Below are 21,212 nucleotides of genomic sequence, written 5' to 3'. Positions count from 1 at the left end.
GGGATTCTCTCCTGTTCGGACGGTGGGCTCTCACACGATGTGGGTATCGTCCGACGGGGAGGTCCAGGTCAGCGTGCCGGATGGTCACCGGACCATCTCGCCTGGCGTGTACCGCAAGGTGCTCCGGGCTCTCGAGGAGGTAGCGAAATGAGCAAGAACTACGACGTGACCGTCACCAGGGACGGTCGCTGGTGGATGGTCGGAGTGCCCGCGATCGACGGCCTCACGCAGGCTCGACGCCTCTCCGAGGTGGAGGAGATGGCACGTGAGCTAATCGCGCTGGAGACCGGGGCGACGCTCGGCGACGTGGCTGTCAACGTGCACGTTCAGCTTGACGAGAGTGGGGAGGACCTTGCACGCCGAGCGGCGGAGATCAAGGCCGTCCGCATGGAGGCGGAAGCTGCTGAGGCTCGCGCGCTCGCGGACTCTCAGCGCCTCGCCCGGGAACTCGCGGCAGCGAACATCCCTGTGCGGGACATCGGCGCTTTGCTCGGCCTGTCGTATCAGCGAGTCAGTCAGCTCGTGAACAGCTGAGGGCATCACGGCGGCCCACAGGACTGGAGAACAAACGATGAAAGCGGTGACCCTCCGCCTGCCCTTCCGTCCCCCGTTCACGACCGCGCCGATGCTCGGTGCCCTCGCCGCGCACGCCGTCGACGGACTCGAACGCCACGACTCGGAGAGCGGCACCCACACCCGCGTCGTCCCGGCCCCGCACGGGGCGGCGTTGGTGAGCGTGCGGTTCGCCGGCTCGGACCACGTGACGGCGACCGTCCGCGCGTCGCACCGGGACGACGTCCCGTGCGTCGAATCGCTGGTGCGCCGCTGGCTCGACCTCGACGCCGACCCGGACACCGTCGACGCGGCGCTGTCGAAACACGCGATGCTGGCGGATCACGTCGCGGCCCGGCCGGGGCTCCGCGTCCTCGGATCGGTCGACGGTTTCGAGACCGCGGTGCTGACGGTGCTCGGACAGCAGGTGTCGCTGTCGGCGGCACGGACGTTCGGATCCCGTCTCGTGTCGGCATTCGGAAAGCCGACCGGTATCGACGATCTCGTGACGTTCCCCGCGCCCGAAACCCTGGCGGGTCTCGATCCCCTCATAGTCCAGAAGACGGTCGGCCTCACCGGCGCCCGCGCCCGCACCGTGCAGGCGCTCGCGGAGGCCGCCGCGGACGAACTGCACCTCGGTCCGGACGCCGACCCGGAGGAATTCCGGCGGCGGCTGCTCGCGCTCCCCGGCATCGGGCCGTGGACGGCGGACTACCTCGCCGTGCGGGTGCTCGGCGACCGCGACGCCTACCCGTCCGGCGACCTGGTGCTGCGCCGCGCGCTCGGCGTGAAGACCGCACGCGAGGCCGCCACGGCATCGGAGCCGTGGCGGCCGTGGCGGGCCTACGCCCTGTTCCACCTGTGGACGGGTCAGGCGTTCCTGTGAGGCGCCAGGACACCTGTGCCTAACGTGGCAGCGGACGCAACCCGATCATCGTCCGGGCCGAGGCGTAGACGTAGCGTCCCGGATCCGAGGTGGCCAGCATGCCGTTCGAGGAGAGGGTATCGGGATCGTCATTGATCGCCAGGAACGATGCATCCCAAGGCGACTCGCCGGTCCTCGCATCGACGGCCCGGATTCCGTCGCCGACCGTCAACACAAGTTGCCCGTCCAGTGCCCCGACGGTGCGGAACGATTCGTCGTCGCGGTGCCACAATCGATCTCCGGTGCGCAGATCCAGTGCGGTCGTGGTCTTCGCCGAGTAGTCGCGCAGAAGGACGACGTCTCCGACGACCGCGACCGCGGTGCCCAGCGCGGTGCTCGCGTTGTACTCGTCGGGTTCGCGAGGGGAGATCAGGTCCGGGCTGGTCCACCGCAGGTCCCCGGTTCGGCGGTCGTACGCGCCGTCGCCGACCAGCAGTGGAATACTCTCGTCAGCCGGTGCGTCGAATGAAAGACTCTGTGCAACTTCGCCATCGACGGAGACGATCGTCCGTCCGCCACGGTCGATGACATCGGAACCGGTGATCCGATGGCCGTCGCACTCGGTGCGGAAGCGAACGAGCACACCACCGTCGCTCGGCGCGACCCGTGAGCATCCCTCCAGCCTCGTGGTCCAGGTCGGCCGACCGCTGTCGAGGTCGAACCCGGCGACATCCGCACCGAGGGTGAACACCCCCTGACCGTGCGACACGTCCAGCACGTCCGTCAGGTCGTCCTCCCAGACGGACCCCATCACGAACGGCTGTGACCACTGCGCGTCCGGATCGGCGAGGGTTCCGGCGTGGAGGCGGACGTCGTCGTCCTCGATGTCGCCCTCTGCGACATAGAGACGGTCGCCGTCGGCGGCGATCGCGAAAACCATCCATTCCGTGGGTGTTCGGGTGATCTCACCGGTGTCGAGATCGAAGCCGACGAGTGCCGGTTCCTCAACCAGCGGCGACGTGAAGCACACGAGGCGGCCATCCACCGGTGTCGACGCGCAGCCCGCGAGGTCGTCGGCCGGGCTCTGCCAGCGCACCTCGCCGCCGACGGCGTCGATCCCGAACATCGTGGCGTCCTGAAGGTTCATCTCGCCGTGCGAGACGCCGATCATGGTGACGACGACGTCGCCGGAGATCACGAAACCGGGATCACCCCAGTCGAATTCGCTTCCCGACCGTGGGTCACGGAACTCCGCGAAAGCCCGTCCATAGGTGGCGGCCGCATCCACCGACCAGCCCAGCCCCGGCGCGGCGTCGCTGGTACCGGTGATCTTGCGGGTGCCGTCGCCTCCCGCCTGCACGACCGTCACGACGGCGCTGGTGACGGTCACGATCGCCACGGCGGCGGCCACGAGCAGGTTGCGGATCTCCCGGTTCACGGTGCCACCTCCAGACCGGGGGCGAGCGCGACCGCGTCGAGCTGTTCGAACGACAGTGGCGCGGCCGGCGAATCCGCCGAGGAGATCACCCGGACGAGGGTTCCCGACGGGTGGGTGACGGTGACCGCGCGCCTCGTGGTGAACTTCGGCTCCGAGCCGGCGCGCACGCCGATCGAGGCGAAGCTGTTCTCGCTGTGTTCGACCACGGTCCCGTCGGGGCTCTGCCGGACTGTGGTGCGGTCGCCTGTACCGCCGGTCTCGGGCGGAGCTTGGGTCGACGGCAGCTCCTGCCCACCGGCGATCGCGATGTCGAGGGTCGCCTCCTGCCCGGGCGTCGTGACCCGAGCCGTCTGGCACACCGCACCGTTGTCGGACGACGCGGGCCACAGCGCGCCAAGTCGACGATCGAGCGTGATCCCGTCGAGCGGCAGCGAGGCGAGCACCACGTCGAGTCGTTCCGCCGTGGCGTGGTCGATCGCGGGACCCGAACCCTCCTCGACCGGCGAATAACACGACTCCGGTGGCGCGTCGGTGCCGGGCGGGACGGGCGTCGACACGCGCAGGCCGGGTGCGGCCACGACCGAGGCCAATTCGTCGACGGTCAGCGGCACGGTCCCGCTGTTCGTCTCCGTGCTGCCGGAGAACGTGGCGTCGGTGGAGTTGGCCGAGACGCGGGTGCCGTCCGGCACGTACGCGTGAGCGCTGCGCGACAGTGTGCGCACCCCGTTGGTTTCGGACCAGGTGTCGACGACGTCGACGACGGTTCCGTCCGCGAGCATGCGGCGGGCGTCTAGATAACCGGCGACGCACGGCGGGATCGGGTCGGTGCTCTGCCGGATCGACACCCAGAGCGAGCCGCGCTTGCCGTCCCGCAGCACCGTCGCGGTGGCGTTCGTGTCGCCGTCGAAGTCGGATCCGTCCTCCTGCGATGGGCCGCCGCCCATGATCGGTTGGAAGAACAGCGACTGACTCGGCGAAGCGAACGCCACCTCGACACCGCTCGGCAAGGCCGCCTGAAGCGACTGCGACATCGCACCGGCCTTGGGCCCGGAGAACCACGGGTAGTGGGGGTTGTCGTAGCCGAAGTCGTTATCTACCGCGTACGCGGTCCACTCGCTCGTGCCCGGTGGCTCGACGACGTCGCAGCCGGGGATCTGTGTCGGGTACGTCGCCGAAGGAGTGACGTACGAGAACTCGGGCTGCTCGGATGGGGGCGGTGGTGGGAGTGGTCGTCGGCAGCGCCGTCGTCAGTTCGGGTTCGGGACTGTGCAGGAAGCCCGCGACCACCACGCCCGCGGCCACGATCGACACCACCGACAGCCCGAACGTCCACGCCGCCACCGCGCGGGACCCCATACGAGACGTCCCCGCATTGTTGTCGTCGACCAATGTTCCTCCCCGTGATAGACAGCCTCCCCAAGGAAGCTGTCTATCACGGGTTCGGGATCAATCGGACATCAAGGCTTCTCCTGTGCCGACGCGCACGTCGGGATGAAGTGCCCGGCGGCCTTCGGATCCTTCTAGCCCTGCTTCGCGCGCACCCCCTCCTCGACGCGGTCGCCGATGGTCTTGTCGACGTTGCGCCAGTATTCGAAGGCGCGCACCAGCACCGGCTCGGTCACCCCGTTCAGCAGATGGCCGACGATGTTGGACACCAACCGGTCTCGGGCCGCGTCGTCGAGCACCTTGCGCACCATCGTGCCGGCCTGGCCCCAGTCGTCGTCGTCCTTGCGGAGCGTGTACGCCTGGTGCACCATCTCGCCGTCGGCGTACCAGCCGGGGGATTCGCCGGACACCGCGACGTCGGCGTGCGGGCCGCCCTTCGAGTTCGGCACGTACACCGGGTCGCCGCGGTTGTGGTGCCGCATCTGCCCGTCCTTGGTGTACGAGCCCAGCGGTGCCGCGTGCGGCGAATTGACCGGAATCTCCTTGTAATTGGAGCCGATCCGGTAGCGGTGCGCATCCGGGTACGAGAACCACCGGCCCAGCAGCATCTTGTCCGGGCTCGGCCCGGTGCCGGGCACCGAGTTGCTGGGCTCGAACGCTGCCTGCTCGATCTCGCAGTGGTAGTCGGTCGGGTTGCGATCGAGCTTCATGGTGCCGACGTCGATCAGCGGGTAGTCGCCGTGCGGCCACACCTTCGTCAGGTCGAACGGATTGAACCGGTAGGTCTTCGCCTCCTCGTACGGCATGATCTGCATCTTCAGCGACCAGGTCGGGTACTCGCCCCGCTCGATCGCCTGCCACAGGTCCCGCATGTGGCAGTCGGTGTCCGTCGCGGCCATCCGGTCGCCCTCGGCCTGCGTGAGGAATTCGATGCCCTGGTCGGTCTTGAAGTGGTACTTCACCCAGAACCGTTCGCCCTGCGCGTTCACCCACATGTAGGTGTGGCTCGAATAGCCGTTCATGTGCCGCCACGAGCGGGGGATGCCGCGGTCACCCATCAGCCACGTCACCTGGTGCGCCGACTCGGGGGAGAGCGTCCAGAAGTCCCACTGCATGTCGTTGTCGCGCAGATTGTTGTCGGCGCGGCGCTTCTGCGAGCGGATGAAGTCCTGGAACTTCATCGGATCGCGCATGAAGAAGACCGGGGTGTTGTTGCCGACCATGTCGAAGTTGCCCTGCTCGGTGTAGAACTTCAGGGCGAACCCGCGCGGGTCACGCCACGTGTCCGGGCTGCCCCGCTCGCCGGCCACTGTGGAGAACCGGGCCAGCATCTCCGTTCTCTTGCCGGGCTGGAAGAGATCCGCCTTGGTGTAGGCGCTCACGTCGTTGGTGACCTCGAACGTGCCGAACGCGCCACCGCCCTTGGCATGTGGCTGCCGTTCCGGCACCCGCTCACGGTTGAACTGGGCCATCTTCTCGATCAGGTAGTAGTCCTGGAGCAGGATCGGCCCGTCGGGTCCGACGGTCAGTGAGTGTTGGTCGCTGGGTACCGGGATACCGGAGTCGTCGGTGGTGTAGTTCGCCATCTCATTCCTTCCCTACGAGTCACGTGTCCGTGCAGTAGAGACTGCGATGAAGACGATGCTCCGAAAGTGTTGGGCTGCAGAGCATCATCGGTGGAGTGCCCCGCTCGGGGCGCGACGCGCAACCCTCCTCGTGCGGTGGCCACTTGCTCTCCCCGCACTCCGGCGCGGCGCGTACCGAGCGCGCCATCCATCACTTACCAGCCGACCACTTCCCGGCCGATCCGTCAACCGATGTGCGACGCTGGAGGCGATCGCCTCGTCGAGAGGAGCCCACTCGTGGACGAGCCCCTTCCCGCCTACCGCGAGGTGGCGCCGCACCGCTACCGCGAGACGTCCGGCCTGTACTACGAGGACTTCGTGCCCGGCGACGTGTTCGAGCACCGGCCGGGGCGCACCATCACCGACACCGACAACATCTGGATGACGTTGTTGACCATGAACACTCAGCCGGTGCACTTCGACGCGGCGTACGCGGAACGGACCGAATGGGGCCGCCTGCTGGTCGATTCGACGCTCACCGTCGCGATCCTCACCGGGATGAGCGTTCGGACCGTGAGCGCGAAGGTGGTGGCGAACCTCGGCTGGGACCGGGTACGCGCCACCGCCCCGGTGTTCGCCGGCGACACCCTGTACGCCGAATCGCGGGTGCTGTCCAAGCGGGAATCGCAGAGCCGGCCGACGCAGGGCATCGTCACCGTCGAGACCACCGGCCGCAATCAGCGCGGCGACGTCGTGATGACCTTCGAGCGAACGATGTTGATCTACAAGCGGGGTGGCGCCCCGGACGCCGACTACTGACCGCTCAGTCCTTCGCCCGCGCGAGTTTCGACGGCCACCAGATCGGCTTGCCGATGTCGTGCGAGAGCGCCGGCACCAGCACGCTGCGGACGATGATCGTGTCGAGCAGGACACCGAAGGCGACGGCGAAGCCCACCTCGGCGAGGAACACCAGTGGCAGCACGCCCAGCACGGCGAACGTGCCCGCCAGCACGACGCCCGCGGACGTGATCACCCCGCCCGTGACCGCGAGCCCGCGCAGCACACCGGTACGCGTGCCGTGCGTCTGTGTCTCCTCTCGCACCCGGGTCATCAGGAAGATGTTGTAGTCGATTCCCAACGCGACCAGGAACACGAACGCGTACAACGGAAACGCCTGGTCCGCGCCCGCGAAGTGGAAGACGTGGGTGAAGAAGAACCCGCACACCCCCAGCGTCGCCGCGAAACTCAGCACCACCGTCGCGATCAGGATCAGCGGTGTGAGCAGCGCGCGCAGCAGCACCGCGAGCACCACGAAGATCACGACCAGGACGATCGGGATGATCAGGTTCCGGTCGTGCACCGCCGCGGTGTGCAGGTCGAGGGTCGCGGCGGAACTGCCGCCCACCTGGGCGTCGGCGCCCGGCAACGCGTGCAGCGTGTCCCGCAGGCGCTCCACAGTCTGCAGCGCCGCGGGCGAATCGTACGAATCGGCAAGCGCCGCATTGATCACCGTGCGGCCGTCGATCGGCGCCACGTTGAGCAGTGCCGGCGGGCAGCCCGGCGGCAGCTGCTGCGGCGCGGCACCGCCGGAGTTCTGCAGCAGTGCCTTGACCTTCGCGATGTCGACCTGCACGCACACCGACCCCGGGCCCTGCCGCACGCCCTCGACCCCGCTCGCCGCCCTGATCACCGCGTCGGTGCTGGATGCGTTCGCGGTGATGACGGCCGGGGCCCCGGCACCCTGGTCGAAGTTCGCGTCGTACAGCGCCTGACCGCGGATCGCCTCGGGTTCGTTGGTGAAGTTCTCGGTGGCGGTCAGCCCGTCGGTCTGCAGACTGCCGATGCCCACCGCGAACAGCCCCACCAGCAGCGCGGTGGCGGCGATCCACGCGGGCCGGTCGCGGCGGCCCACGACGTCGGCGATCCGGCCCCACAACCCGTGTGTCGCAATGTCTGTCGCACCGTCGACGCGGGGCCTGCGGGGCCAGAACACCCACCGGCCGACCGCGGACAGCGCGACCGGTAGGAACGTCATCATCACCAGGTAGGTGCACGCGATCCCGATCGCCGCGACCGGGCCCAGGCTCTTGTTCGAGTTCAGCTCCGAGAAGCCCAGGCACAGCAGGCCGAGCACGACGGTCACCGCGGACGCGGTGATGGCCGGCGCGGATTCCTTCCAGGCCTTGATCATTGCGTCGAAGCGATTGTCGTGGAAGTGCAGTTCCTCCCGGTACCGGGAGATCAGCAGCAGCGCGTAATCGGTGCCCGCGCCGATCACGAGGACGAACAGGATGCCCTGACTCTGCCCGGTGAGCGTGAGGACCTCGTGGTCGGCGAGCAGGTAGATGATCATCGACGACAGCCCCAGCGCCAGCAGCGCCGAGAACAGCGGGAAGAACCACAGCACCGGCGAGCGGTACACCACGAGCAGGATCGTGATCACCACGAGCAGCGCGACCGCGATCAGGGTGGAGTCGAGACCCTCGAACGCGTCGATGAACGCGACCAGCAGGCCGCCCGGGCCGGCCGGGAGCACTTGGAGATCGGGGCTGACGGCATTCCGGGCGGCATCGATGACGTTCTGTTCGGCGGCCGCGAGGTCCGGGCCGACGACGCTGGTCCCGTCCTCCTTGGCGATCAACGGCACGTACACCGACGCGGTGGTGCCGTCGGTCGAGTACTGGGTGGGGGTGACGCCGGACGCGTCGACGCCCTGGACCGATGCCATCGAGACGCGCGCGCTGTCGATCGCAGCCTTGTCCGCGTCCGTCAGCCCGCCGTCGCGGTGGAACACGACCGCGCCCGGAATCGTCTCCACGTTCACGAACTTCGCGGTCTCGTTCGCGACGATCGTCGATTCCGCCGACGCCGACAGATAGGACGCGTTGTCGTTCTTCTGGACCTCGGTGAGCTTGCTCTGGAACGAACCGCCGATTCCGCCGAGGAAGAACGCGACGACCGCCAACGCGACGACGGTGAACACCGGCCAGCCGCGGGTGACGCGGGCGACCGTGCCCGCTGGCGTGCCGTCGGTGGACTCCACTCGTGTCATTGGTGCGCTCCTCGTACGCCGTCGTGGTGGGCAACCAATGCAGACCAGTACAACACGCGACGGCCGCCGGGGTAAGGCGATCAGTGACGACCCGGTAGGTCCACTTCGCCCGGCGACTTGTCGTCGCGCAGGCCCTTCCAACTGGGATGCCGCAGGCCGCCGCCGGCGTATTCGCGGTATTCGACGTCGCCGACGAGCAGCGGTTCCACCCAACGCGCGTCGCGTGATTCGCGCGCGGGCGGAGCCGCGTCGAGCGGACTGGTCGGACGTTCGAGAGGCTCGAGCTTCTCCAGCAGCGCACGCCTGCTCGCGCCGGTGAATCCGGTACCGACGTGGCCGATGTAGACCAGCCGCCCGTCGTCGTCGTGGGCCGCGAGAAGCAGCGATCCGACGCCCCCGCGCGCCGTGCCGGTCCCGGGAACCCACCCGGCGACCACCACCTCGGTGTTCTTCCGCAGCGGCGTCTTGATCCAGTCGGGCGAGCGGATACCCGGCCGGTACGGCGAGTCGACGCGCTTGGCGACGACGCCCTCGAGGTGGTGCTCCCGCGCCAGGTCGAGCATCCGGCTGCCGTCGACGTCGACCCAGTGCGGTGGCACGCGCACCTCCGGTGCATCCAGACCGAGTTCGCCGAGCAGTTCCCGTCGCCGGAGATATGTCTCGGATGTCGTCGAATGGCCTTCCAGCGCAAGGATATCGAATACGTAGAAGGTGACCGGGGTGCTACGGCGCAGCGTGGCGGTGGGCCGCAGCACGTGCATCCGATGCTGCAGGCGGGAGAAGGAGGGTCGGCCGTCGGTATCGAGCGCGACCACCTCACCGTCGAGGACCGCCTCGCGTCCGGCGAGCAGGCGGACGAGGGGTTCGCCGAGTTCCGGATACGTGTCGGAGGCGTCGATCCCGTTTCGGCTGAAGAGTCGGCATGCTCCGGCGGCGACCGACGCGATGATGCGCTGACCGTCCCATTTCATCTCGAACGCCCACCTGTCCCCGGCCGGCGGCCGACCGAGGGTGGCCAGCATCGGCTTCGCGGATGTCACGATCGCGACCTTTCCGTCAAGCGTCATGATTCGCCTCCGATAGCGTTGTGGCCGTTTCCGATCCAGCGATGAGGTGGAGACTCGATGCCGACGATACGGATGTCGGCCGACCCCGGGTGGAGAAAACGTTCCCGTGCCGTCGGGGATAGTCTCGAGGTGTGGGCGCGGGCGCGTCCCGGCGAGGTGAGAGGACGATGGACCGCCACCGATCGACCTATCGGCGGTGTCCGCCGTGAACGGCGACACGTTGTTCGACGCCGCCCTCGTCGTGGTGTTCATCATGGTCGGCGGCGTGTTCGCCGCGACGGAGATCGCGCTGGTCTCGCTGCGCGAAGGTCAGCTCCGGGCGCTCGAACAGCGCAGCCGTCGCGGTGCGCGGGCGGCCGGCCTGGCCCGTAACCCGAACCGCTTCCTCTCCTCGGTCCAGATCGGCGTCACGGTGGCCGGACTCTTCTCCGCCGCGTACGGGGCGTCGACCATCGCACCGACCGTCGCCCCGACGCTGCGGGATTGGGGTCTCTCGGCCACCGCGTCGGACACCGTCGCCCTGATCGGCACGACCCTCGTCATCGCCTATCTGTCGTTGGTCCTCGGGGAACTCGTCCCCAAACGCATCGGGTTGCAGAACTCCTCCGGAGTGGCGCTGGTGACGGCGCCGCCGCTGGACCGTTTCGCGACCGTCGTCCGCCCCGTGATCTGGTTCCTGTCGGCCTCGACCAATCTGCTCGTCCGTGCTCTCGGCGGGGACCCGTCGCGCACGAGCGAGGAGATCACCCCCGCCGAGTTGCAGGAGCTCGTCCTCGGGCACGGCGGCATCGCGGACGAGGAGCGCCGCGTGCTCGCCGAGGTGTTCGACGTGGGACAACGGACCCTGGTCGAGGTGATGCGACCACGCACCGAGGTGGACTTCCTGAACGCCGGCACCCCCGTCCGGCGGGCGCGAGGCGAGGCGCTCGGGCTGGGCCACAGTCGCTACCCGGTGGTGGGAACCTCGCTCGACGACATCGTCGGGTTCGTCCATCTTCGGGATCTCCTGCTCGCCGACCTCGACCGGACGCCCGCCGTCGGCAAGCTGTGCCGACCGATCCTGCGGCTGCCCGGATCCATACCCGCGCTGGAGGCGCTGTCGCTGATGCGGCGCGGCAACGAGCAGATCCTTCTCGTCGTCGACGAGTACGGGGGCACGGCCGGCATCGCGACACTCGAGGACATCGTCGAGGAACTCGTCGGTGAGATCCGCGACGAGTTCGACCCACTGCCGGCGCCGACGTCCGCCGGAGACGGCGACGGGGGCCGCGAGATCGACGGGATGCTCCTCGTCGAGGACTTCGAGAAGGAGACCGGGGCAACGGTTCCCGACGGACCGTACGAGACGATGGCCGGATTCGTGATGCGCGGACTCGAGCGTCTGCCGCGGGTCGGCGACCACGTGGACATCGACGGGTGGCGGCTCACCGTCGAGACGCTCGACGGGCGCCGGATCGCGGCGCTGAGCCTGGCCCCGACCACGGCGGATCCGCCGGAGCCGGCTCGATGACCGGCGCCGGCGGCCGCTATGCGGATTCGGGTTCCGCGTAGCACCGGCGGACACCGACATCCATCGGGAAGCGGACGTCGGTGTCCGCAAACAGCAGTCGCGTCGCGGCCTGCGCGGCCGCGAGCACGTGCGCGGTGGCGGCGTCGGGGCGGCGGGTGTGCACCACCACCTCGTCGTGCTGGAAGAAGACCAGTTCGCCGTCGTCGGGGGAGGCGGCCAGACGTCGGCGCAGGTCCGCGAGCAGGCACAGCGCCCACTCGGCGGCGGTGGCCTGCACGACGAAGTTGCGGGTGAACCTGCCGCGGGCGTGCGCGTCCCCGTTCGACCACCACGAGTCCGACGGCGGTGGGCAGGCCCGGCCCAGCCACGAGTGCACCACCTCGCCGCGTTCACCGGCGCGCGCGGCGTCCTCGACCAGCTGCACGGCCACCGGAAAACGCTTGCGCAGCATGGTCAACAGGGCACGGGCCTCGCCGGCGGTGGCCCCGTAGAGGACACCCAGGATCGCGACCTTGGCCTTGTCGCGGTCGCCGCCGAACGCCTCCGCCGCGACCAGTGCGTACAGGTCGTCGGCCCCGGCGGCGGCCGTCATCCGCGGATCGGCGGACATCGCCGCGAGGATCCGCGGTTCGAGCTGGCCGGCGTCGGCGATCACGAACGTGTGCCCGGCATCGGCGATCACGCTCGAGCGCAACGCCTTCGGGATCTGCAGCGCGCCGCCGCCGCGGCTGGCCCACCGCCCCGACACCACCCCGCCGGGCACGTACACCGGCCGGAAGCGGTTGCCGCGCACCCACGTGTCGAGCCACGCCCACCCGTTGGTGCTGTGCAGCTTCGCCAGGTCGCGGTAGCGCAGCAGCGGCTCGACGGCCGGGTGGTCGATCTCGCGCAGCAGGTACTTGCGGGTGGAGCCCAATTCGATGCCCTCGCGGCCGAACGCCGCCACCACCTCCGGCTGCGACGCCGGATTGACCGGACGGCCGAACGCCGCCGAGACCTCGTCAGCGACCTCCCTCAGCCGGGCGGGAGGCACGTGGTCGGGGGTGCGCGGGCCGAGGGCGTCCGCGAGCAGCGCCAGGTGCGCGTCCGTGGAGAACGGCAGCCCGTCGTGCGCCATCTCGGCGGCCGCCAGCCCGCCCGCCGACTCGGCGGCGACGAGCAGGCGCAGACGCGGATCGTCCGCGATGGCCGCGAGTTGGCGGCGATGCCGTTCGACGACCACGTCGGGGGCGGTGGACGGCACCGCGTCGAACAGCCCGGGGCGGTCGTCGACCGGCAGCTCGGGAACCGGGGTGAACCGGCCGCCGCGCATGTCGAGCAGGGCGCCGGTGAGCCGCAGGTCGTGACAGCGTCCCACCCGGACACCCGCCGCCAGCAGCGGTGGGGACACCCGCGCGGCGTCCTCGAACACCCAGCGGGGGTGCTCGGCGGCCTCGATCTCCCGGACGGCGGCCGGGACGTCGACGACCCGGCGCGGCGCGTCGATTGCGATACCGGACTCGTCGGTCCGGACCAGCGTGGCACCGTCGCTGTCGGGTACCAGCACCGTTCTCACGCCGACCAGTGTGCGCGACGGCACCGACAGGTCGGAGAGCCCCGGAAAGAATGGAAAGATCGGTTCCGAGTTTCCAGGAGGTCGATCATGGTCAGCTCGGCGAGACCGCCGGCCTACACGATGCGGCAGCTGTTCGTGTTCGTCGCCGTCGCCGAAACCGGCACCATCCGCGCCGCCGCCGAACGCCTGCACGTCTCCCAGTCCGCGGTGTCGCTCGCGATCACCGAACTCGAACGTGGACTCAAGTCGCAGCTGTGCGTGCGCCGCCGGGCCCACGGCGTCCAGCTCACCCCCACCGGCGAGCGGGTGCTGATCCGCGCGAAGGCACTGCTCGAGCAGGCCGGAGACCTGGCGTCCGAGGCATCCGGCTCCGCGGGTGCGCTCACCGGACCGCTCGCCATCGGCTGCTACTCGTCGCTCGGGCCGACCCTGCTGCCGCGGCTGCTGTACGAGTTCAACCAACTGCACCCGGGCGTGACGGTCGACTTCGTCGAGGACACCCAGGACCGGCTCGAGCAGCGTCTGATGTCGGGGGAACTGGACCTCGCGATCGTCTACGACCTCGACCTGTCGCCCGAGTTGCGACGCGCCCGCATGGACACCCGCCAGCCGGCGATCCTGTTGCCCGCAGACCACCGCCTGGCCGACGCCCCCGTCGTCGAGCTGGCCGAACTCGCGGACGAGCCAATGGTGCTGCTCGACGCCCCACCCAGTTCGTTCCACGCACTGCAGATGTGCAGCCAGGCCGGGTTCACGCCGCAGATCCGATTCCGGCCCAAGAACTTCGAGACGGCGCGCGCGCTGGTCGGTCGCGGGTTCGGCTGGACCCTGCTGATCCAACGCCCGCATCTCGACGTCACCTACGAGGGGCTCGGCGTCGCCGTCCGACCCGAGGTGGACCCGCCCGTCCCGGAGGTCGACATCCTGTTGGTGTGGTCGCAGGACGCGCTGCTCAGTCGTGCGGCCCGCGCGTTCGTGGAGTTCGCGGCGGACGGCGGCGGCACGCCCTTCTGATCCGTGTCACGGTCGTCACACCCGGCGACGTTCCACGCGACAACGGCGCCCCGCCGGGGCAGGATTCGCTGTAGCCGTCCGCCGTCCGGTCGATGCCGCTCCCGCGCAGTCCTATCCTCAGGATTTCTGCGCATCTACCCCTCTTTCTTGCGCTTTTCACGCGATGTGATCCAGGTCAAGATGCTTGCAGGCCGCTTTGTCGGCGCGCGTGCAGGTGGGCTTCGTCCCTGCGCGATTCCAGAGTTGAAAGGCACCCGAACCATGACGGCAACCATGGCCGCGGCTCCGCCGCAGGAGTTGCACCGCAAGGCCCGACAGGCCGCGCTCGGCAGCTTCGTCGGCACCGCGATCGAGTGGTACGACTTCTTCATCTACGGCACCGCCGCCGCGCTGGTCCTCGGTCACCAGTTCTTCCCGGGTTCGTCGGACCTGGCCGGCACGCTGGCCTCGTTCGCGACCCTCGCCGTCGGGTTCATCGCGCGTCCCATCGGTGGCATCGTCATGGGCCACTTCGGTGACCTCGTCGGCCGCAAGTCGATGCTCGTCATCTCGCTGCTGCTCATGGGTGTCGCCACCGTCGGCATCGGTGTGCTCCCCAACTACGACGCGATCGGCGTCTTCGCCCCGATCCTGCTGGTGACGCTGCGCTTCATCCAGGGCCTCGGCGTGGGCGGCGAATGGGGTGGCGCGGTGCTCGTCGCCACCGAGAACGCCCCCGAGGGCCGTAAGGGCCTCTACGGTGCGGCCCCGCAGATCGGCGTCCCCGCCGGTGTGCTCGTCGCGAACCTCGTCTACCTGCCGCTGACCGCCTTCATGAGCGACGAGACGTTCAAGGCATGGGGTTGGCGCATCCCGTTCCTGCTCAGCGCCGTCCTGGTGCTGGTCGCGATGTGGATCCGCCTCGGCCTCCAGGAGAGCGACGAATTCCAGCAGACCAAGGACCGGGCGCAGCCCGCGAAGCTGCCGATCCTCGAGGTCCTCACCAAGCACTGGAAGACGGTCCTGCTCGCCGGCGGCACGTTCATCGCCACCAACGGCATCGCGTACGCGTACATGGTCTACGTCCTCAAGTACGGCGAGAAGGAACTCGGCTTCAGCAAGACCACGATGCTGTTCCTGCTGATCGGCTCGTGCCCGTTCTGGATGGCCGGCATGGCGTTCAGCGCGTGGAAGTCCGACAGCATCGGCCGCCGCACCGTCTACGTCCGCAGCTCGATCGCACTGGTGATCGCCGCCGCCGTGTTCTTCCCGCTCATGGACACCGCCGTGCTGCCCGTCATGGCCGTCGCGATGATCGGCCTCGGCTTCACCCTCGGCTGCTGCGCCGGCCCGCAGTCCGCACTGTTCGCGGAGCTGTTCCCCCCGGCGATCCGCTACTCGGGTGCCTCGCTCGGCTACCAGATCGGCGCCATCCTCGGCGGCGGCCTCGCCCCGATCATCGCCACCGCGCTGTACGCGAGCTTCGACACGTCGCTCGCGATCACCGGCTACTTCGTGCTGATCGCGCTGATCAGCCTCGCCAGCATCCTCGTGCTGAAGGTGCCCGGTACCAAGTCCTCCCGTCCGATCGAGCAGGAAGCGGTCTGATCATGTCGACCTACTACCAGCCTCCGAAGTACCCGGCGTCGAACTTCGAGTCCATGACCCCCGCCGACGAGACCCTGCCGGTCGTCGTCGTCGGTGCCGGCCCGGTCGGCATGGCCGTCGCGCTCGGCCTCGCGCAGCGCGGCATCCCCGTCACCATCCTCGAAGCGGCTGACCAGGTTTCGTTCGGCAGCCGCGCGATCTGCATCTCCCGGCACAGCCTCGAGGCGGCCGCCCGCCTCGGCTTCGGCGCCGAGCTCGAGAAGATCGTGCTGCCGTGGGTCGGTGGCCGCAGCTTCTACCGCGACCAGCAGGTGCTGCACTTCCAGATGCGCAACGCCGAGCACGACGCCCGCCCGCCCATGATCAACGTCTCCCAGTCGGAGTTCGAGCAGATCATGGTCGACACGATCGAGGCGAACCCGCTCATCACGCTGCACTGGTCGGCGAGCATCGCCGGTGTGCTGCGCGCCGACGACGAGGTCACCCTCGAGATCGACACCGCCGCAGGCAAGCGGCACCTGCGGGCCCGCTGGGTCGTGGCCGCCGACGGCGGCCGCAGCCGGATGCGCGAGCTGGCCGGAATCCGCATGCAGGGCAACAACTACGACGGCCGCTACGTCATCGCCGACATCCACTGGGAGTCGGAGCTGCCCGCCGAGCGGATGGTCTGGTTCGATCCGCCGAGCAACCCCGGCTCGACGATCATCATGCACAAGCAGCCGCGTGACATCTGGCGCATCGACTACCAGCTCGACGCGTCGGAGGACGCCGAGCTCGAGACGCAGGAGGACCGCATCCGGGACCGCATCACGCGGCACCTGGAGTGGCTGCAGAACGATCTGCCGTGGACGCTCGAGTGGCACGGCTTCTACAGCGCCCGCGCGCTCGCGCTCGAAGACTTCACGCACGGCCGCATCCTGTTCGCCGGCGACGCGGCCCACCTGGTGCCGATCTTCGGTGTGCGCGGCCTGAACTCGGGCATGGAGGACGCCGAGACCCTCGCGTGGCAGCTGGCCGCCGTCATCCACGGCAACGCGGGCGAGGAACTGCTGCAGGCGTACTCGGTGGAGCGCCACGACGCGTGGCGGCAGAACGTCGCGAACGCGGGCAAGAGCACGCTGATCATGTCGCCCGGCAGCCACGGCTACCTGACCACGCGCGACGCGATCCTGGCGCTGTCGGTGACCCGCCCCGAGTTCAGCCACCTGATCAACCCGCGCCAGTCCAGCGCCACCAACGCGCGGATCTCACCGCTCACGTGGCCCACCCCGGCGGACGTCTCCGGTGTCGCGTCGGGCGACCCCGTCGAGGACCGTTGCGTGGTGACGCACGACGGCACCGAGACCTCGCTCAACGTGTTGCGCGGCACCGGTTTCGCGGTGCTCGGCGTGAACGTCGACGCCGCCGCGCTGGCCGCCGCGACCGCCACCCTCGCCGGTGCGCTGGCGCCGGAGTCGGTGCGCGCCATCCTGATCGGCAGTGACACGTCCGACGCGTCCGTCGCGGTCGTGCTCGACGCCGACGGTGGTGTCGCGGCCGCGCTCGGCGCCCGCGACGGCGAGGTGTTCGTGATCCGCCCCGACGGACTGCTGCTGTGCCGCATCGACGGTGTCGGCAGCATCGACGAGGTGGTCCGCCACCTGAGCCTGGGCGACGCCCCGGCCGGCGCGTCGGCCGCCGTCGACAGCGGCCCGGTGATCGATCCAGCCGAACTGCGCCGCGAGAACGTGTGGATGGGTCTGTCCGACGCGCTCGACCAGGTCGCCGAGAACGACCGCGAGGGCTTCCTGGCCCGCCTGGCGCTGGTGCTCGGCTCGCAGCTGGGACAGCGGGAGTTCGAGGAGGCCATCGCGGCCGCCGCCGACCCGACGCTCACCGTCCCTGCCGACAAGAACGCGGACGCCACCATCGGTGGCTGAGCCCGTCTCCGCGACCGGGGCCGCACAGCAGACGCCGGCGGCCCCGGTCGCGTCTGCGTGGGGTGTCGTCGCGGTCGCGCTGCTCGCCGGCGTGCTGGCCGCCAGCCAGGTCGGCAAGGTCATCGTCGCGTTGCCGACGGTGCGCGACGACCTCGGCATGAGCCTGACCGCGTCCGGTGTGCTGCTCTCGTCGTACACGTTCGTGGGCGCACTGTTGGGCAGCGTCGCAGGCGGATTCGTCGACCGGTGGGGCCGGCGTCGGATGCTCGCCCTCGCCCTGGGCGTACTCGCCGTGGGCGCTGGGCTGGGTGCCGTGAGCCCCGGGTCGCCGGTCCTGCTCGTCTCCCGGATCCTCGAGGGGCTCGGCTTCATGGGGGTGGCGGTGTCGGCGCCCGCCATCATCACGGCCGCCGCCGGGGAGCGGCATCGCCGTCTCGCGCTCGGGCTGTGGGGGATCTACATGCCGCTCGGGCAGTTCGTGGTGATCCTCCTAGGCCCGTGGGTGATCGCGGCGATCGGGTGGCGCGGCCTGTGGGCGGTCAATGCCGGATTGTTGCTCGCCTGCGCGGTCCTGGTGGTCGAGGTGGTGCCTCGAGTTCCGGCCGTCTCCCCGTCCGTGGCTGCCGACGGCGTGAAACCTGCTCCCGTCTGGCGCAACTCGGCAGCGGTGCTGCTGGCCGTCGCGTTCGGCTCCTACTCGCTGCAGTACCTCGCGGTCATCGGATTCCTGCCCACGATGTACGCCGCCGGGGGATGGGCGGACACCTCCGCGGCGGTGCTCACGGCCTTGGTGGTCTTCGGCAACATCGTCGGCAACGTCAGCGCCGGCGTGCTGCTGCATCGCGGCGTGCGTCCCGGCACGCTGATCGCGGTGGCCGCGGCGTCGATGGGCCTGGCCGCGGTCGTCGTGTACGCGGGCTGGGCACCGTTCGCGCTGTCATATTGCGCCGCAGTGTTGTTCGCGCTGTTCGGTGGTCACCTGCCGGCGGCGGTGTTCGCGGCCGTGCCGTCCGTCGCCCGCGGACCACGCGAGATGGGTCCGGTCAACGGACTGGTGGTGCAGATGTCGAACGTCGGCTCGATCGTGGGCCCGCCGTCGGTCGCGGCCGTCGCCACACACGTCGGTGGCTGGTCGATGAGTCCGCTCGTGCTGAGCACTATCGCCGCGGTATGCCTCGCGGCCGGGCTCACCTTGCGAACTCGGGATCGCCGGATCCGGACGTAGAGACAGGGCTATATCCGCAGAATCGGAGCAGAACACTATATTCATCCGCTGATGCTGATCTATGGTGGCACGCATGCCGCGACTGCGATTGTTTGCCACCTGCCTGCTGGTTGTGATTCCCGTGGTGTTCGCGCAAGCGTGCGCGAGTTCCTCCGCTGACGAGGACGTTGCGCCGGCTTCGGCCGAAACTTCCGTGGGCACCGCGGCACCCGTGCCTGCGGGGTCGGTCCGCGTCGACGGTGCCGTCGACAACCCGCTGACACTGTCCGGGGATCGGTTGCGCGCCTACCCGGCCCAGGTGCAGGCGGTGCAGTTCGAGAGCGCCGCGGGCACTCAATCGCACAGCTATGACGGCGCAGCGCTCACCGACATCCTCGACGACGCGAAGCTTCGAACCCCGTCGGGTCCGAAGAACCCCGAGCTGTCCTTCGCGGTATTGGCCACCGGGGCAGACGGTTACCGCGCTGCCGTGTCGTGGGGTGAACTGTCCCCGAAGTTCGGGGCCACTCCGATTCTGGTGGCCTACACGGAGGACGGACACCCGCTCGACGCCCCACGGCTGGTAGTGCCCGGTGACATCAAGGGAGGCCGGTACGTCAGCGAGTTGACAGACCTGCGCGTCGTGGATCTCGCTACGCAAAGCCATGAGGGTTCGTGAATCCATTTGCATTGCAGGACTGTTCGTTTGACCGGTATGCCGCGCCGGGCTACAGTTCCCACGCCGCTCGCGGTGCTCGGTATCGAGATCGCGGGACGGCACAGCTGGCCCACGAACAGTGAGTCAGGCGGCGTCACGGAACTGCACCGTGCGCCGACATTCCCCTCTCCCCATCCATCAGCGGTCGCACAGAGGGATCAGGTCGTCATACATGTCGACCTGTCGGCCGACACACATCACAAGGAGCATGACTATGGGTTCTTCTGACGCAGACCTCGCCCTGATCAAGCAGATTCAGCCGGTCGTGAGTGGCATCGGCACCGTCATCGGTGGCATCGGCGCGATCCTCGGCCTGGTCGGCGCGCTGGCCGCCTTCAGCTGAGGCCGATCGCAAGCACGACTCTGTGCCCCCAACCATCCCTGCGATGGTTGGGGGCACGAGGCGTCAGCGCAGCAGCAGCGCGCCCAGGCGGCGCGCCGCGGCCATGACGGCCTCGCCCAGCTTCTGCTCCTCGGACGAGTCGAACACCGAGACACCGATACTGACGAGGTCGGACGGACGACGATTCGGCAGGGCGGCCGAGATACCGGTGACCGAGTGGGTCACCTCCCCGGACGTCACCGCGAACCCGCGCTCACGGGCGCGGGTGACCTCGGGTCGTTCGCCCTCCCGCGGCGGTAGCGCCGCGAGCATCGCCAGTCCCGCAGATCCGCGGTTGATCGGGTCGATCTGACCGGCGTTGAAGCCGACGTGCGCCCGCGAGTTCCGCGGTTCGATGACCATGAGCGCGCGGACGGAGTCCTCGCCCTCCCGGACCGCGAGGTGTGCGGTCGCCTCCACGGAATCCGCGAGTTCCTCGAGGATCGGCCGCGCGAGTTCGCGCAGGTCCTGCTCCACCGAGCCGGCGAGCGTGACGAGCCCCGCGCCCAGCAGGATGCGCTTGTTCTCGGTGCGTCGACACAGCCGGTGCGCCTCGAGCGTGCGCACGAGGCGGTCCGCGACCGTGCGGTGTACGCCGATGCCCTCGGCAATCTCGGTGATCGTCAGCCCGTACTTGTGGTGAGTCAGCAACTCGAGAATCTCGAGGCCGTTGTGCAGCGTCTTCGACATTCGCGAATCGAGCTGGACTCCGCCCGTTCTCCCAGGACTTTCGTTCGTTCGTTCATCGGAACCGACCGATGTCATGGATCCCTCCCTTGACTCATGTGAGGCGAGACACCTACGCTTCATCTTAATCGCACTATGCGTTCGATTATCGCACACATGGCGAGGTGGTGCAATCCCGATCGGGATGCGCCGAGAGTGACCGAGGAGTTCGTTTCATGACCGGGACCGGCATCAAGGGTGCTGCCGACATCGACGCGGCAGCGTTCGTGGAGATCCACCAGCTCTACGGCCGCCAGAGCCACCTCATCGACGAGGGCTCGGCGGTGGAGTGGGCGGCCACCTTCACCGCGGACGGCGAGTTCCACTCGCTCAGCTACCCCGCCCCGGTGGTGGGCGCCGACGCGCTCACCGAGTTCGCCCGCGGGTTCTTCATGAACGCGTCGGCCGCCGGAGAGTCGCATCGGCACGTGCTCACCAACATCGCCGTCGAATCCCGTGGCGACGACGAACTCGAGGTCCGCGCCTACCTGCAGATCATCGCGACCCGGATCGGCGGGGACTCCCGCCTCGTGCGGTTCACCACCGTCACCGACCGCGTGGTGCGAGAGGACGGGCAGTGGCGCATCGCGCAACGCACCGTCCGCCGCGACGATCAGAACCGACCGGCCTGACCGCGCCCCTTCCGTCGAGGCCTCGGCGTACGAGTGCCTC

Annotated in this window: 19 protein-coding genes and 1 pseudogene; 12 read left to right on the top strand and 8 right to left on the bottom strand. The window is 69.1% G+C overall.

The genetic code is table 11. From position 1 onward, the window contains the following. Positions 1-4: 4 nt before the first annotated feature. From ACQ5DX_RS22240 to ACQ5DX_RS22230, 3 genes and pseudogenes are all read left to right on the top strand, one after another. Positions 5-151, top strand: a pseudogene (locus ACQ5DX_RS22240) (type II toxin-antitoxin system HicA family toxin); the annotation flags it as partial. After that, a complete protein-coding gene (locus ACQ5DX_RS22235; protein WP_430334642.1) occupies positions 148-534 on the top strand; it encodes a HicB family toxin-antitoxin system in 387 nt (128 codons plus the stop codon). The pseudogene ACQ5DX_RS22240 and the gene ACQ5DX_RS22235, both read left to right, overlap by 4 nt. A 37-nt stretch (positions 535-571) precedes the next feature. Beyond that, positions 572-1,438, top strand: coding sequence for a DNA-3-methyladenine glycosylase family protein (locus ACQ5DX_RS22230; protein WP_430334641.1), 867 nt, complete (start codon positions 572-574; stop codon positions 1,436-1,438). A gap of 19 nt (positions 1,439-1,457) precedes the next feature. On the opposite strand, the gene ACQ5DX_RS22225 is transcribed toward ACQ5DX_RS22230, so the two are convergent. From ACQ5DX_RS22225 to ACQ5DX_RS22210, 4 genes are all read right to left on the bottom strand, one after another. Further along, a complete protein-coding gene (locus tag ACQ5DX_RS22225; RefSeq protein WP_430334640.1) occupies positions 1,458-2,855 on the bottom strand; it encodes a PQQ-binding-like beta-propeller repeat protein in 1,398 nt (465 codons plus the stop codon). Then, the gene (locus ACQ5DX_RS22220; RefSeq protein WP_430334639.1) at positions 2,852-3,886 is read right to left on the bottom strand and encodes a hypothetical protein; all 1,035 of its coding nucleotides are present in this window, start codon (positions 3,884-3,886) and stop codon (positions 2,852-2,854) included. The genes ACQ5DX_RS22225 and ACQ5DX_RS22220 overlap by 4 nt, the downstream gene beginning before the upstream one ends. Before the next feature lie 58 nt (positions 3,887-3,944). Then, the gene (locus ACQ5DX_RS22215) at positions 3,945-4,244 is read right to left on the bottom strand and encodes a hypothetical protein (RefSeq protein ID WP_430334638.1); all 300 of its coding nucleotides are present in this window, start codon (positions 4,242-4,244) and stop codon (positions 3,945-3,947) included. 131 nt (positions 4,245-4,375) lie between these two features. Continuing rightward, positions 4,376-5,827 carry a catalase gene (locus ACQ5DX_RS22210; RefSeq protein WP_430334637.1) on the bottom strand — a complete coding sequence of 484 codons (1,452 nt, stop codon included), beginning with the start codon at positions 5,825-5,827 and terminating at the stop codon, positions 4,376-4,378. Between the two features lie 276 nt (positions 5,828-6,103). Here ACQ5DX_RS22210 and ACQ5DX_RS22205 point away from each other — a divergent pair, with 276 nt between their 5' ends. Further along, a complete protein-coding gene (locus ACQ5DX_RS22205) occupies positions 6,104-6,625 on the top strand; it encodes a MaoC/PaaZ C-terminal domain-containing protein (protein ID WP_430334636.1) in 522 nt (173 codons plus the stop codon). 4 nt (positions 6,626-6,629) lie between these two features. On the opposite strand, the gene ACQ5DX_RS22200 is transcribed toward ACQ5DX_RS22205, so the two are convergent. Continuing rightward, positions 6,630-8,858: an MMPL family transporter gene (locus ACQ5DX_RS22200; RefSeq protein WP_430334635.1), complete on the bottom strand. Its 2,229-nt coding sequence runs from the start codon at positions 8,856-8,858 to the stop codon at positions 6,630-6,632. Between the two features lie 80 nt (positions 8,859-8,938). Beyond that, positions 8,939-9,925, bottom strand: a complete 987-nt coding sequence (ligD, locus tag ACQ5DX_RS22195; RefSeq protein WP_430334634.1) for a non-homologous end-joining DNA ligase — start codon at positions 9,923-9,925, stop codon at positions 8,939-8,941. A 253-nt stretch (positions 9,926-10,178) separates the two neighbouring features. Between ligD and ACQ5DX_RS22190 the strand changes: the two genes are divergently transcribed. Further along, the gene (locus tag ACQ5DX_RS22190; RefSeq protein WP_430335774.1) at positions 10,179-11,435 is read left to right on the top strand and encodes a hemolysin family protein; all 1,257 of its coding nucleotides are present in this window, start codon (positions 10,179-10,181) and stop codon (positions 11,433-11,435) included. Positions 11,436-11,451: 16 nt separating this feature from the next. On the opposite strand, the gene ACQ5DX_RS22185 is transcribed toward ACQ5DX_RS22190, so the two are convergent. Continuing rightward, entirely contained in the window at positions 11,452-12,990 is a 1,539-nt protein-coding gene (locus tag ACQ5DX_RS22185) for a bifunctional 3'-5' exonuclease/DNA polymerase (RefSeq protein WP_430334633.1), read from the bottom strand. Positions 12,991-13,077: 87 nt separating this feature from the next. Here ACQ5DX_RS22185 and ACQ5DX_RS22180 point away from each other — a divergent pair, with 87 nt between their 5' ends. The 6 genes from ACQ5DX_RS22180 to ACQ5DX_RS22155 all read left to right on the top strand — a co-directional run bounded on the left by ACQ5DX_RS22180 (position 13,078) and on the right by ACQ5DX_RS22155 (position 19,775). Beyond that, positions 13,078-14,004, top strand: a complete 927-nt coding sequence (locus tag ACQ5DX_RS22180; RefSeq protein WP_430334632.1) for a LysR substrate-binding domain-containing protein — start codon at positions 13,078-13,080, stop codon at positions 14,002-14,004. A gap of 261 nt (positions 14,005-14,265) precedes the next feature. Beyond that, positions 14,266-15,591 (top strand): MFS transporter, encoded by a 1,326-nt coding sequence (locus ACQ5DX_RS22175; protein ID WP_430334631.1) that lies wholly within the window; start codon positions 14,266-14,268, stop codon positions 15,589-15,591. Positions 15,592-15,593: 2 nt separating this feature from the next. Next, positions 15,594-17,510: an FAD-dependent monooxygenase gene (locus ACQ5DX_RS22170; protein WP_430334630.1), complete on the top strand. Its 1,917-nt coding sequence runs from the start codon at positions 15,594-15,596 to the stop codon at positions 17,508-17,510. Continuing rightward, on the top strand, positions 17,503-18,735 hold the full coding sequence (locus ACQ5DX_RS22165; RefSeq protein ID WP_430334629.1) for a CynX/NimT family MFS transporter: 1,233 nt from the start codon (positions 17,503-17,505) through the stop codon (positions 18,733-18,735). The genes ACQ5DX_RS22170 and ACQ5DX_RS22165 overlap by 8 nt, the downstream gene beginning before the upstream one ends. A 211-nt stretch (positions 18,736-18,946) precedes the next feature. Further along, the gene (locus ACQ5DX_RS22160) at positions 18,947-19,393 is read left to right on the top strand and encodes a molybdopterin-dependent oxidoreductase (protein ID WP_430334628.1); all 447 of its coding nucleotides are present in this window, start codon (positions 18,947-18,949) and stop codon (positions 19,391-19,393) included. 253 nt (positions 19,394-19,646) lie between these two features. Then, entirely contained in the window at positions 19,647-19,775 is a 129-nt protein-coding gene (locus ACQ5DX_RS22155) for a hypothetical protein (RefSeq protein WP_258558112.1), read from the top strand. 63 nt (positions 19,776-19,838) lie between these two features. Here the strand turns inward: ACQ5DX_RS22155 and ACQ5DX_RS22150 are convergent, their stop codons facing one another. Further along, positions 19,839-20,579, bottom strand: coding sequence for an IclR family transcriptional regulator (locus ACQ5DX_RS22150; protein ID WP_430334627.1), 741 nt, complete (start codon positions 20,577-20,579; stop codon positions 19,839-19,841). A gap of 137 nt (positions 20,580-20,716) precedes the next feature. On the opposite strand from ACQ5DX_RS22150, the gene ACQ5DX_RS22145 reads away from it, so the two are divergent. Next, complete coding sequence (locus tag ACQ5DX_RS22145; protein ID WP_430334626.1) at positions 20,717-21,172, top strand: nuclear transport factor 2 family protein; 456 nt, start codon at positions 20,717-20,719, stop codon at positions 21,170-21,172. Positions 21,173-21,212 lie beyond the last annotated feature (40 nt).

The organism is Rhodococcus sp. ACT016 (assembly GCF_050477185.1).
Classification (GTDB): Bacteria; Actinomycetota; Actinomycetes; order Mycobacteriales; family Mycobacteriaceae; genus Prescottella.
Note: the sequence above shows the minus strand (reverse complement) of the source record. Positions and strands in the feature narration are given on the sequence as shown.